Below are 12,415 nucleotides of genomic sequence, written 5' to 3'. Positions count from 1 at the left end.
CAAAAAAGAAACCAATTCGAAAATGAATTGGTTTCTCATAGGATCATTCATCAACAGCCGTTGACAAAGAGCCGTTTAAGCGGTAGCTTTAACGGATGCATCGGTGGCCGCGGATTGCGTGGCTGCGACCTGGCGAGTGTGTTCGGCCAAGTGCACGAGATGGGTCAAAAAGGCGTGAGTCTTAGCTTGATAATGATATTTTTGACCCAACCGTACTAGGTAACCGTTGATATAGTCGACTTCGGTAGGACGGTCGTGTGACATATCTTGATACATTGATGGGTAGTGGAGCGGGTTGGCGACTTGACTGACGTAGTTGACTGAAGCCAGTTCTTCGGCACGCGTATTTAACATCGTCACGCCATCGCGTTCGCAGACATCGTAAGCTTCATTGATCAATTGTTTGCTTAGCTCATCAGCGCCCGCATAGTCAGCGAATTCGCCCATCGTGATCTCAAATAACGTACATAAGGTGTTCACTACGGAGTTGAAGACAACTTTGGCGAGTAAGGTGCCTTTAAAGTTAGTCGTTAAGTTGGGATGGAACTGGCATTTTTCTAGTTCGGCAACGACCTGATGAGTCATGGCATCGGGCTTTTCAGTGTAATTGGCTAAGTTCATCGTGCCGGCACCGCGTTTACCGATGAAGTCAACATCGCCAGGGCCATTTAAAACGGTGGCAACCAGAGCAGTTCCGGCTAGTAACTTGTCCGGTTTAAAGTATTGCAACAACTTTTCAACGTGCCCCATGCCATTCATACAAGTTAAGACGTATTGCTGGTCATTGAAGGCGTGAGCAGTACGTTTGAGAAAGTCGGCGAGTTGCATCTGTTTCGTGAAGACGACCCAGAGATCAGGATTGCCATGATAGTCTTCGGGATAGTAGACTTTGACTGGGACTAAATGCCGATTTTGATGATCGCGGGAAACGTAGACGCCACCTTGCTGACGCATCGCTTCGACATTTGGCTGCCAAGTATCAACAAATTCGACTTGATTTCCAGCGGCTTGTAATAAAACCCCGTAACGTAATCCCATGGCACCGGCACCTAAAACTGTAACTTTCATATGTATTGACCATCCTTTGAGTTGAATTATTAACAAAGATAAGAAAAACGCCCGTCTGACAAGAACTTGTCAAACGGACGCTTTGAGCGTGTTACCACCGTGAATTTATCAGTAAGTCGCCTCACTGACCTTAACGTACCCAAAACTAGCGATACGCGGCACGATAATGGGTGCGACCATTGAAGGTTAACGCTGGCTTGGCCTTCACGCTCACAGTCGATATTCAAATGACTTTACCGGTCTGCTTACACCAACTCAGACTCGCTGTAACGGCGGGGGTCATTTTACTGAACTGCTCATTGCTTTTTCTCATCAAATATTAATTGACTCTTAATTTAAACTTTTGCTGGCGTGATGTCAATCTTTTTTTCAAATCTTTAAGATTCTAAAGTCACGTTTATTTGTCAAAGGTCTGACTAAACTGGGATCGGTTTTCGATGCTGTCGTAAGGTAGCGACAACGGTTTGTAGCTGTGCAGATAAGGTATCAGCCGGGTAGTCACCAAAGTTAATGGCTAAATAAGTCGTTGTAGCCGTCGTAAACTGACCGGCTAATGCTGGCCAGAGCTGCTCGACGGTAGCTGCATAATCGCTGAGCGTTTCGGCTGGTCGGCGGGCGTGCTGGTGTTCGAACCAGGCTTGCAAGTAACGATAGTGTTGGGTTGGCCGACCAAGATGCCAATGTAGCATGAGACTAAGCCCCATTAAGCCTAGCCAGAATCGGCCTAACCAAGCGAATAAGATGAGTAGCAAGCCAAGTATTCCGAGGCTAACATGTAACCAAGTCGTTGTTAGCCGAAACTGTTGAGTGGGTTGTTTCGTAGTCGTGCTGTTACTGGTTTGACTCGTTAGATGCGATTTAGAGGAACTAGTTGTTGCTTGACTAGCATGGCTACTGGAACTGCTAGTCGCTGCACTACTGGAACTACTGCTGATACTGGCGGCTTTAGCGGCTTTTTCTTTGGCAGCTTTGGTTCCTGGATTTTGATACCCGGGGGTCGGGTCGAAGGGGACCCAGCCGATCCCGGCGAAATAGACTTCTGCCCACGAATGGGCATCGGAATTGAGAATCTGATAATGATACTGACCATCATCGGCTTTTTTGCCACGAGTGCCGCCGCTAAAGCCATGTGCCCAGCGGGTTGGAATCCCTAATGTCCGCAACATCACAACCATGGCAGTCGAGAAGTTGTCACAGTAACCGCGGCGACTAGTGAAGAGAAAGTAATCGACGTAATCACGTTTGGCAGGGGTCGTTGGCGTATCGATTTTGGTATATTCAAACCGATGATTGTTTTTCAAGTAAGTCAAGATGGCGTGAACCCGCCCGTACTCGGTCGTTTGTGTTCTCGTCAGCTTTTGGCTGAGCGTCTTGATTCGCTTAGGTAAGTCTTCGGGTAATTGGGTGTAAGTCTCGGTCAACTCAGTGTTAGCTTTGACCGTGACCGCGGTTAATTGGGCGGCGGTGTACTTTTGCGGTTGATAGTGAACTTGCACACTGGTCAGCGGATGCTTGCCAGTATTTAAATAGATGCGACCACGTTCCTGTTCATAGCTGACGCCGATGCGTTTTTGTTGTGCCGAACTGACGGCCCAACTGGTAGCACCGTAGCCGACTGGTAGATAGGTGAGCGTTTTGGCAAACGTCAGCTTAATGGCATCTTTCGTACTAGTTGGGGTAGCTAGATAGCCGCTCGAAGTTGTGGTGGGCTTGCGAGTAGCGTCCTGGTCACCGGCAATCGTCCAGCCTTTACCGGAATACTCATCTCGGGTATCGACTCGCCAATAATGATTAGTCCGGCTGATAGCTTTAAATGCCACGCTATTGTCATCTTGAATCGAGCCGCCTAGTATGGCCGTATCTTCGGAGATACCGGTCTTCTTAGCAGCGGCGGATTTCGCTAAAAAGTTATAAAAGCCGCGACTGCTAAGCTGATTACGCCAAATCAGACTGCTTTTCGCCAGCTGATTAACTGCTGGTTTCGCCCAAGTATTAACGGTCGCTCCCGCACCGAGCAGGCCAAGTGCCAATAAACTGTAGCTTAGTGATAGCCATGACCAGTGATTGTGACGGTAGGACAGCAACAATAGCATTGCCAGCCCAATCGCCGCCGTTAGTGGCCAGACTTCATTACGCGTGGCAAATAACGTGACGGCCAGCAGGTAGCCGAGGCTGACGACAATACTGAGTAACGGTTGTTGCCAACGAACAGTTAATAAGCTCAAGCCAATTACTAAAGCCATAATCAACAACATGCTGAGTAAGACCGGCATGGCTTGAGTACTAGTGGATGCCCGAAAAGCACTAGTTTGCTGGATTAATTTCGTACTAAAATGTTGTAACCAAGTTAGCGATAACGGTTCACCCAAAGGATAGCTGGCGTAACTGCCGCCGATTAAGCTGAGTAGATATAGCGGCCACCATAGTCCCCAAGCTCGCGGCCATTGGGTGTGCCCAACGACGAGTAGACTGATGACCGCTAGAAATAACAGTAATGCATGCGGCTGTCGAAAGTCGTTGACGGTCGTGTAGGTGGCTAACGGAATCGCTAAGAGGAGGCCGTTTAACAGCGCAAGCCAACTGGTTTTAAGTCCTTGACGCATTCGGGTCACCTCCTTTAGCTGTCCAGTCGAACATGGTGACTTGCAAATTCTGGGCTTGTAATTGATCAAACAGGGCTTGTGCTTGGGCACTATTGTCGCCAAACAAGACGACGCGATGTTGCCGCAGGGCAGTCGCTGGCACTGTAGTGGTGTCGGCGGGCTGATAGCTGGCAAAGGCATCTGGTAGGACGCTAGCGCTGAATTGTTGAGTTGTCCCCAGTAACAAGATGTCGGCTGGCAAGTCACCGACCAATTGAACAAAGGTATAGAAGGCAGCTAAACGCGCTTCCAAATCAATGTCTGTTGTGGTGAAGAAGACCCAGCCCCAAGGAACCGGTTCATCATGAGTTAAGACCCGCAGCATGGGCGTCTGTTGCTTTGCCGAGAGCTTCCAATCAATCTGGTTACTCGGGTCACCCGGGTGGTACGGCCGAAAGTCTTGCGTCTCAAAGCCGCTAGCCTCACTACTGTTGGTTGGGGCAGCATGAATCAACGGTGCTAGTTGTTCAAAAATCGTGGTGGCGGCCGCTGAAGCTAGGACGGGTGGGACAATTAGCGCAGTCTTAATGGTCTGGCGGCGCCGTTTAACGAGTAGGTGTAACGGGTCATTGAGTTGTAAATTAATCGTGACTTGATCGTAGACACCACGCGGTAAGGGGGTGGTCGTTTGCCATTGCTGTGGCTGTCCGGTTGGCTGCAAGGCCAGCTTGGGGTTCTGTAAACTAGGCGTCACCAGGTTAATCCATGGTTTAGCTGGTAGCGTCAGCTGTAAAAATTGCTGGTTCGGTTGTTTAGTTAGCGTGGCGTGGACGACGAGTCGATGCAAGGGGACTAACAGTGTCAGTGCGCTAAGCAAGCCGATACCAGTGACACTAGCAGCGGCGGCCCAACCAGTGGCATTATTAAAGCTCAGCGCATAGCCCCAAAAGAGGGCGATCACGGTGACAAAGATGAGGTTATGGCCGATAGATTTCAAGCTGTTCATTTGTCTAGCCCCTTTGTTGGTACCGGGAGACTGCTTTGCAGGTCACGGACGACTTGTTGCTTGGCAGCTAGTGATTGGGCACCGTTAGCGAGAACGAGCCGGTGACTGAAGGTGGGAATCAACAGCGCTTGGATATCAGCGGGCAAGACGTAATCACGACCATTGAGTAAGGCGTAGGCCCGGCTAGCTTGCATTAAAGCCAAACCGCCTCGGGGACTAATACCCAAGCGAATCGCGGCGTCTTGCCGGGTGGCAGTCACTAGATCTAAGGCATACTGAACCACGGTGGGACTGATTTTGACTTGAGTGACTTGTTGTTTTAGCGCGGTTAAAGTCTCTTCGGAAACGACCGCTTGGAGTTTAGCCAACGTCTGTTGCCGGTCGTCACCGCTATATAACGCCAATTCATCAGGGGCGGTGGGATAGCCGACTTGTAAGCTGAATAAGAAACGGTCGAGTTGGGCTTCGGGTAATGGATAGGTGCCGGCATATTCACTAGGATTTTCGGTTGCGAGGACAAAGAAGTTTGCTGGTAACGGATAAGTTGTGCCGTCAATGGTGACTTGGCGTTCGGCCATCGCTTGTAGTAATGCCGATTGCGTCCGCGGCGTGGCCCGATTGATTTCATCGGCTAGTAGCATGGTCGTAAAGATGGGACCAGCATGAAATTCAAAGTCATTATGTTGTTGATTTAAGATTGAGACACCCAAAATATCATTCGGTAGGAGGTCGGGGGTGAATTGGACCCGGTTAAAATCACCGGCGACACTGCGGGCTAAAGCCCGGGCTAGAGTAGTTTTGCCGACGCCCGGCACGTCTTCAAATAAGACGTGGCCGCCCGCTAATAGCGCGGTGATCGTAAGTTTGATCACATCGGGTTTACCGACGACGACTTGATTAATTTGCGCAGTTAAAGTTGATAAAGCTGGATTTTCCATGTTGCCATCTCCAAAGGTAACGTTTTTTGTGCCATTTCGGTTGGTTACGGTAAAAAGATCGCCTGTAAGCAACGGCTTGTTTTCACGTTCTCGATACTATCAGAATACACTGTTCACCAGTAAAACGGGAGTAGAAGGTTCGCTTTGAAAGCGATTTCCTTTCTGATACGGAATAGCGTACAATTAGAAGTGTAATCATGTAAAAGGAGTGGAAAAATATGCCAAAATATCTAGTTTTCATGGACATTGATGGCACCTTGCTGACTGAACATCAATATGTTTCGGACCATACGAAGGCCACGATTGCCCGTTTGCAGCAACAAGATGTGCTGTTTTACATTGCAACTGGGCGGATGTATGAATTAGCGAAGCTAGTTCGCCAGAAGGTCAACCCGGATGTGCGGTTAGTCACGTCGAATGGGGCCGTTTTTGATGGTCAAAACGGGCGTGAGGTTACTAAGTTGGGTGGCGCGGCGGTTGAATTAGCCTATTTGATTGCCCGGCGCGATAACTTGCCGATGCTGCTATTTACCCCAGAGATGGCGTATTACACGGAACAGATCCCCCGGTTTGTGGCTCGGAATGCCGCCAACTTTGAAGCGGGCGATACGACGATTGGGTATCAGGAAATCAAGAGTTTCGCTGAACTAGCAGCGGTTGAGGACCAAATTACGAACGGCGTTATTTTAAGTCGCGAAGATATGGCGCGTCTAGATTCTGCCCGTGAAAAGTTGACGAATAGCAAGTTGTTACGGTTATCATCTTCTAACCCGAATAATATCGAAATGATTCCGTTACATACGGATAAAGGGACGGCCGTCAAACAAATTCAAACTGAGCAGGGCGTCGATGCTGCGCATACGTTTGTCTTTGGCGATGGGCTCAATGATGTTGGCATGATGGCGGAAGCGGATCTGTCAGTGGCAATGGGTAATGCCTTACCACAAGTGAAATCTGCGGCTAATTATGTGACTGATACGAATTATAATGATGGACTGGCTAAGTTCTTGGATGATTATTTTGCCAAGCAACCCCAATCCTAACCAAAAAACTTCACCTTAGCGTGAAGTTTTTTAATTGACCTAACAGTTGATCGTCACTAGAGAACCATTGCCACTAGCGTTTAATTATTAAATTTTCGGTATTAGCGGGTCAAGGATAATTGACTTTTTCGTCAAATTTGGCAAACTTAAAGTGGAATGTGTTTTTTAGGAAGTGAAGTCTGTTGGAAATTAAATTATTACCGGCTAACCAACCGGTGCCCTTGGCAATCTTGTCAATGACGGGCTTAGATAATCGGGAATTGAATCCCGCAGTGGAAAAGCAACTGAGTGAACGGCACTTATCGCCGGCACAACCGCAAAGTGCGTTAGGCGATCTCTTGCAAGTGATTGGTGATCGTCATCAAGTAGCGATGCAAGCTTGGGATGCTGCTCTGATCGGTGATCGCCCCGTTGACGTCCAGTTAACGGCTGATCAAGTCACCTTACGATTAGCAGCGACACCGTTACCACCTGATTTAGATAGTAAAAGTAGTCAAGTCCTCGTGCTGATTGGCGCCCTGCATGTGACGGATGAAGTCGTGCATGCCACGGGCCAAGAATTGCAACGCAAACTCAAGGCGTTTTTTGGCATTCAAGCACGGTTGCAATTTCGCACGTTGGGTTCAGTCAGCCAGGTGCTGGACACGATTAAGCCCGTTTCTTAGGGGTGATATTGATATCGACCAGTTGAAAGTGGCCATCAGTGTAATCGACTCGTGACACACTCGTGTTTTTTAGTAAACGTGTTGGTAATTCGCGGGGACTCAATTGATACAAAAAGGCACTGAGAACTAAACCGTGTGAGACGATTAAAATGTTCTTGTCGCTGTTAGCGGCTTTAGATTCGTAGAGGCTGATGCGTCGTAACGTGCGGCTAATACGATTGGTAACGCCAACTAATGTCTCGGCAGTCCGCGTCTTATCGAGGGAGTTAAAGACCCAGAGTAACGTGGCAAAGCGTTCTTTACTGAGCATTAATTTGAGAAAGGTCCCTAAACCGAGTTGTTTGCGGACTTGTTGGACGATCCAAAGGTTTTTAGTGCCTTCAAGACCACCAAAATTAAATTCTCTTAAACCGACGTCAATCGTCGGTTTTTTTATTTCGGGATGTAAAGCGGTGATGATCCGGGCGGTTTGTTGGGCCCGGCCAAGATCACTTACGTAGGCGCCATCAAAGGAGACGTCGGCCAGCATTCGGGCTAACCGTTGGGCAGAGCGCACACCTTGCCGGGTTAGGTCGGAATCATAAATGCCTTGTAAACGGCTGGCAGCATTGAGCTTGGTTTGACCATGCCGAACTAGGTAAAGATGAATTGTGGTCATTGCGAAGCCTCCTCGATTAGTTAACATAGCTTCATTGTACGGCGCGATGGAGGCGAGAACAAGCATTTTGTTGAGACCGTTTCCACTAAATGTTTGTAGCTGAATCATTAGCAGGCATAATGGTCTTGAACGAGGGAGACCATCAATTTAACGATATTTTTATGATAAATGATTGCAACAAAATAATTATTAGATTTTTCATATGATTTACATAAGAATTAAGCTTGCAATCTAAAATTGCATCTGCTAGGATATGGGCATGGATAACTGAGGCCCAGTAAAAAAACATCCAATGCAAAGGAGCACAACAGATGAAAAAATTAGCGAAGCAACTCTTGATGATGAGCGCCACGTTGAGTATGGGAGTTAGTACTTGTACAATGCTGGTAAATGCAGCTGGTACAGATAGCAATAAAGATTCCCCAAAACCAGATATCCCTGGTATTTCAACTCAGGCGACGGAAGCTAAAGTTAGTTTGAAGACTAATCCAACGGCCACCGTGACATTAGATTCTGCACCAACATTTACTTTTGAGGCATTAGAAATGCAGGCTAGTGGGTTAAACGAAGCCCAAGCCACAGTGAATCCAGAGCCAATCCGAGTTAGCAATCCCGGCTTCGAAGGGGGCTGGACGGTTTCTGCCAGCATTAGTGAGTTTGAAAAAATGACGCCAACGACGCGGCCAGAGTCTAAAAAGCCGGCGACACCTGCACCGGCTAAAGAATTTTTGAAAGGGGCGTCGGTGACACTTTATAGAGGGGCAATTCTGGGGAACTCTGCGTCAGAACTGCCAACTGCGCCTAGCCAAGTGACTTTAACGAAAGACGCACAACCCGTATTTGCAGCGAAAGCTAAAGCTGGATTAGGGCGGTCTACGCTTCACTATGGGAATAGTGACATTCGGTTGTCTGTTCCTGAAGGTAACCGTACTGGGGCCTATACGGCTAAGGTAACGTGGACGATGGCGATGGTGCCAGAAACCGCTAAACCGCGACAATAAAAAGAGGTGGCTACCGTTAGCGGGGCCACGATACATATCATACTAAAAAGCAACCGTTTGCAAGTATCGTAGCGAAAGAATAGGAGGCACAATCAATGTGGCGATGGGTAAGTATTATTGGGTTAATCATTAGTTTGAATCAAGTTGGGGAAGAACTGGCGGTACAAGCCATCGCCACACCAACAGTTGAAAGTAGTCAGATTGATGACACAACTAAGCAATCGGAAAGTCAGTCAACTGTGAGCAGTTCAGCAGCCGATTTAAGCAGTCATGTAGAAAGTTCAAGTAGCTCAGAATCTCAGGTTAGTTCAAGTTCAGCTAGTAGTGTAGAGAGTCATGCTGAACGTGAAAGTAGTTCAGAAAGTAGTGTTAGTCAGAACAGTGCGGATTCAAGTAGTCGCGAGTCACAGGAGACCAGTTATAGTTCAAGTAAGACTGGGAGTGAACATTCAAGTGATTCAAGTGTCTCAACTAGCAGCGAGAGTACTAGTAGTAGTGCCAGTGAACCGTCAGTGGTGACTGAAGGTGGTTCGGATACGGCGACGTCACATGCTAATGATGCCATGCCGAATGCGGTTGTCGACACTTCGGTAGACATTATTGATGCGCATGGTCAAGAGGTTAGCGCTGGGTCAGTATTGGGGGATCATTCAGAGTTGACCTATCGATTCAAATTTAAACATCGAACTGGGACTGCAGCAACGCGAAAGGTTAAGTTGTATTTTAGGGCGCCAAAAGCGATTACGTTTAAAAGTGCTGAATTTTTAACTAGTCAGGGTGTGACGAATGCTGTTTCTGTGGGAGAAAAAAGATTGGAATATAATTTTCCGGTTAAGTTGAGCGACCAGCGTGATTGGGCAACGATTGAGGTAAAGGTTATTGCTAATCATGTAAAGAATAATATTGTTAGTAGTGAGAAAGATGATGGTGTAGCTAAGTATTATGTCGATGGTAGTGATCATAACCTTGTCCTGCCAAGATATATGCTATTAGCTGATTTACCAATGCACCTAGAATTGGCAAAAACTGAATTTAAAATTAAGCATCATGAAAAGCTAAAAATAACTGGTACAATCAAACGTGAAAGTAGCATGGAAGATCATAATGTTCGAATTATGGTCGTGCGGAAAGGTGATCGGTTGGCAAGCTTAAAGTTGAATGATGAAGAGATTGCAACTGGTAAATTTGAATTTGATTTAGATGAAAAAAGCTTAAAGCCTGGTACCCACGAATTGGAAGTATTTTCGATCGATAGACATAATATGACTTCGCAGAAATTATCAGTGTCTGTCCACGTCCAAGGCAATCTAGCCTTTAAGAAAGTCCCAGACCAAGTTAAATTCAAAGATGTCGTCTTAAACGGGCACTCACAATTAACTGAGCGTACCGATGATTGGCAAGTTAAAGTTAACGATGAGCGGGGCGATGTTAAGCAAAGCTGGCGTCTCTTGGCTGCAGTGACATCATTTAAAGATCCAAAAAAAGGTGAATTGGCGGGTCAACTCGAATATCATCAAGGCCAAAATGCGGTGCCGTTAACGAGCAAAGGGACAGTGATTGCGACGGCGCAAGGTCAGGCGGCCTTTGACAGTAATCAAGCTTGGAAAAACGATACGGGAATTTTATTGAAGACGCGTCCTGATGCGGTTCCTGGAACGTATCAAGGTAAGATTACGTGGACTTTAGAGGATGTGCCCAGTGATCAATAATATCGAGATAGTTAAAAGGCGTTCAGAAAAATTCTGAACGCCTTTTAAACTACTGATTATTCAAATCTTCACGCAACGTTTGCTTACTTTCTTGCTTTAATAACTTGATCATCTTGCGCCGTGCCGCAAAGAACGGAATCCCGATGTGGGACAGGTTACTACGGAAACGCCAGCGATAGTGATAGGTCTTTTCAGGCATGTAGGCTGTCGATTGGACATAGTTGGCATACTGAAAAGCAAATAATTGATCTTCAAGAAAATCAATTTCTTCGTTGAATTTTAAATGATGCGCCGTAATAATAGCGCGGACGAAACATTTATTCCACGAAAAGCCGCCCACGGTCCCAAAATTAATATTGGCAATTAATTCCTTTTGATCGTATGTTTTCTGTGGGCCAGGTACAGCTAAATAGCCGTAGTGGCCGCAAACAACCAATTGTGATTTGGGAGCAGCTTGGTAAGCCTGCAAGAAATATTCAAGAAAGTTTGGTTCCACCCAGTCGTCCCCGTCGACGAAACACAAGTACTGACCGGTTGCGGCCGCCATACCTGAATTGCGCGCTGCCGAAACACCGCGATTGTGCGTATGGGTGATGACGTGGAACCGGTCATCATCTTTGATTAACGTCGCAATCTGAGCTGCAGTATCATCGGTTGAACAGTCATCCACCACGATCACTTCGAAGTCTGTAATCGTTTGTTGGCGGAGGCTGGTCAGGCAACTGTTGATAAATTTATGTTGATTGTACGCAGGTACAACCACTGAAAAAAGGGGTGCAGACACGCTAATTCCTCCATCATATTTTTGTATACTATACCATTATAGCCGTAAAATGTGATGAATTTACAGTGATTCGTCAATATTTGAGGATAAATTAATTATTTGCTAAGTTAGTTGTGTGGAAATACAGCGCCAGATCAGGGTATGCGAAGACTGTGTGCGAAAAATTAAATAGACCATTATTTTTGTAATAATTGCTGGAATCTAAGGTCAAATAAGTTTTGCCGTGGTCCGCTTGCATTAAGCTGGCTTCTTCTTCGTTCAGATTAGTTAACGATAAGTAATCATCACTATTGGCCACTCGAATGCCGTAGACTTCTTCCAGAAAGCTGAAAATAGAACTATTAACCGCTTCGACGGAAATAAAGCGTACCACTGATTTTAAATAATAGGAGGTTTCTAGGCTGTAAAGCTGATGATGCCAATAACGTAGCCGGATGACGCGATAAAGTTCTTCTTCAACTGGAATCCCGAATTGCTTAGCAAGGGCGGTATCACTTTTAATAGTATCGAAGGTGACGACTTTCGATTCTAGGTTATGTGGTTGATTCTCGCCACCTTGAATCGAACGAGCGGACAAGTTGACGACTGTTTTATGACGAAGCTCAATCTTACTAATAAAATAGCCACTACCTTGGACACGGCGGAGTAAGCCTTGTTGGTAGACAAGGTCAATGGCCTTGCGAATTGTATTACGACTAACATTATACCGGTCCATTAATTGGGCTTCGGTGGGGAGCTTGGTGACAAAGATACCGTCGCGAATCGCTTTAACGATACTAGCTGCAATGTCACGATACATAAAAATCACTGCTTTCTTGGTTGATGGTGTATTGATTAGTGGTACCTTGATCGTCTTCGTTGACCAAGACAGTCGCGGTGGGGCGAGCCTGGAAGCCCGAGGAGCGGTCTTCGAGGCGCTTCAAAGCCGATAACCCACGTCTTTAAAGGCGGCCCAGTCACT

Annotated in this window: 11 protein-coding genes and 1 other annotated feature; of the genes, 4 read left to right on the top strand and 7 right to left on the bottom strand. The window is 46.8% G+C overall.

The features are described from left to right. Positions 1–75: 75 nt before the first annotated feature. The 4 genes from FFM77_RS12990 to FFM77_RS12975 form a co-directional block, all read right to left on the bottom strand. Positions 76–1,068, bottom strand: coding sequence for a ketopantoate reductase family protein (locus FFM77_RS12990; protein ID WP_137636199.1), 993 nt, complete (start codon positions 1,066–1,068; stop codon positions 76–78). A 70-nt stretch (positions 1,069–1,138) separates the two neighbouring features. Continuing rightward, positions 1,139–1,377: a binding site (T-box leader), on the bottom strand. A 107-nt stretch (positions 1,378–1,484) separates the two neighbouring features. After that, positions 1,485–3,671, bottom strand: a complete 2,187-nt coding sequence (locus FFM77_RS12985; RefSeq protein WP_171001642.1) for a transglutaminase TgpA family protein — start codon at positions 3,669–3,671, stop codon at positions 1,485–1,487. Continuing rightward, positions 3,655–4,656: a DUF58 domain-containing protein gene (locus FFM77_RS12980; protein ID WP_137636197.1), complete on the bottom strand. Its 1,002-nt coding sequence runs from the start codon at positions 4,654–4,656 to the stop codon at positions 3,655–3,657. Before FFM77_RS12980 ends, FFM77_RS12985 begins: the two co-directional genes overlap by 17 nt. After that, entirely contained in the window at positions 4,653–5,594 is a 942-nt protein-coding gene (locus FFM77_RS12975; protein WP_137636196.1) for an AAA family ATPase, read from the bottom strand. Before FFM77_RS12975 ends, FFM77_RS12980 begins: the two co-directional genes overlap by 4 nt. Positions 5,595–5,812: 218 nt before the next feature. On the opposite strand from FFM77_RS12975, the gene FFM77_RS12970 reads away from it, so the two are divergent. Then, the gene (locus FFM77_RS12970) at positions 5,813–6,637 is read left to right on the top strand and encodes an HAD family hydrolase (protein WP_137636195.1); all 825 of its coding nucleotides are present in this window, start codon (positions 5,813–5,815) and stop codon (positions 6,635–6,637) included. A gap of 182 nt (positions 6,638–6,819) precedes the next feature. Then, positions 6,820–7,302 (top strand): hypothetical protein, encoded by a 483-nt coding sequence (locus FFM77_RS12965; RefSeq protein WP_137636194.1) that lies wholly within the window; start codon positions 6,820–6,822, stop codon positions 7,300–7,302. Here FFM77_RS12965 and FFM77_RS12960 read toward each other — a convergent pair. After that, positions 7,286–7,960 (bottom strand): histidine phosphatase family protein, encoded by a 675-nt coding sequence (locus FFM77_RS12960; RefSeq protein WP_137636193.1) that lies wholly within the window; start codon positions 7,958–7,960, stop codon positions 7,286–7,288. The two genes, FFM77_RS12965 and FFM77_RS12960, sit on opposite strands and share 17 nt — an antisense overlap. 311 nt (positions 7,961–8,271) lie before the next feature. Between FFM77_RS12960 and FFM77_RS12955 the strand changes: the two genes are divergently transcribed. Further along, positions 8,272–8,961 (top strand): WxL domain-containing protein, encoded by a 690-nt coding sequence (locus FFM77_RS12955; RefSeq protein WP_137636192.1) that lies wholly within the window; start codon positions 8,272–8,274, stop codon positions 8,959–8,961. Between the two features lie 95 nt (positions 8,962–9,056). After that, positions 9,057–10,670 (top strand): hypothetical protein, encoded by a 1,614-nt coding sequence (locus FFM77_RS12950; protein ID WP_137636191.1) that lies wholly within the window; start codon positions 9,057–9,059, stop codon positions 10,668–10,670. 49 nt (positions 10,671–10,719) lie between these two features. Here FFM77_RS12950 and FFM77_RS12945 read toward each other — a convergent pair whose 3' ends face one another. Both FFM77_RS12945 and FFM77_RS12940 read right to left on the bottom strand, forming a co-directional pair. After that, complete coding sequence (locus FFM77_RS12945; RefSeq protein ID WP_137636190.1) at positions 10,720–11,454, bottom strand: glycosyltransferase family 2 protein; 735 nt, start codon at positions 11,452–11,454, stop codon at positions 10,720–10,722. Positions 11,455–11,545: 91 nt separating this feature from the next. Next, positions 11,546–12,253, bottom strand: a complete 708-nt coding sequence (locus tag FFM77_RS12940; protein ID WP_137636189.1) for a GntR family transcriptional regulator — start codon at positions 12,251–12,253, stop codon at positions 11,546–11,548. Between the last annotated feature and the right edge of the window lie 162 nt (positions 12,254–12,415).

The organism is Lactiplantibacillus songbeiensis (genome assembly GCF_005405125.1).
Lineage (GTDB): Bacteria > Bacillota > Bacilli > Lactobacillales > Lactobacillaceae > Lactiplantibacillus > Lactiplantibacillus songbeiensis.
Note: the sequence above shows the minus strand (reverse complement) of the source record. Positions and strands in the feature narration are given on the sequence as shown.

What these genes read in the sequence shown, in the direction of transcription:
- FFM77_RS12985 (WP_171001642.1), bottom strand. Translation starts at nt 3,671, where the DNA reads ATGCGTCAAGGACTTAAAACCAGTTGGCTTGCGCTGTTAAACGGCCTC.
- FFM77_RS12990 (WP_137636199.1), bottom strand. Translation starts at nt 1,068, where the DNA reads ATGAAAGTTACAGTTTTAGGTGCCGGTGCCATGGGATTACGTTACGGG.
- FFM77_RS12955 (WP_137636192.1), top strand. Translation starts at nt 8,272, where the DNA reads ATGAAAAAATTAGCGAAGCAACTCTTGATGATGAGCGCCACGTTGAGT.
- FFM77_RS12940 (WP_137636189.1), bottom strand. Translation starts at nt 12,253, where the DNA reads ATGTATCGTGACATTGCAGCTAGTATCGTTAAAGCGATTCGCGACGGT.
- FFM77_RS12975 (WP_137636196.1), bottom strand. Translation starts at nt 5,594, where the DNA reads ATGGAAAATCCAGCTTTATCAACTTTAACTGCGCAAATTAATCAAGTC.
- FFM77_RS12950 (WP_137636191.1), top strand. Translation starts at nt 9,057, where the DNA reads ATGTGGCGATGGGTAAGTATTATTGGGTTAATCATTAGTTTGAATCAA.
- FFM77_RS12980 (WP_137636197.1), bottom strand. Translation starts at nt 4,656, where the DNA reads ATGAACAGCTTGAAATCTATCGGCCATAACCTCATCTTTGTCACCGTG.
- FFM77_RS12970 (WP_137636195.1), top strand. Translation starts at nt 5,813, where the DNA reads ATGCCAAAATATCTAGTTTTCATGGACATTGATGGCACCTTGCTGACT.
- FFM77_RS12960 (WP_137636193.1), bottom strand. Translation starts at nt 7,960, where the DNA reads ATGACCACAATTCATCTTTACCTAGTTCGGCATGGTCAAACCAAGCTC.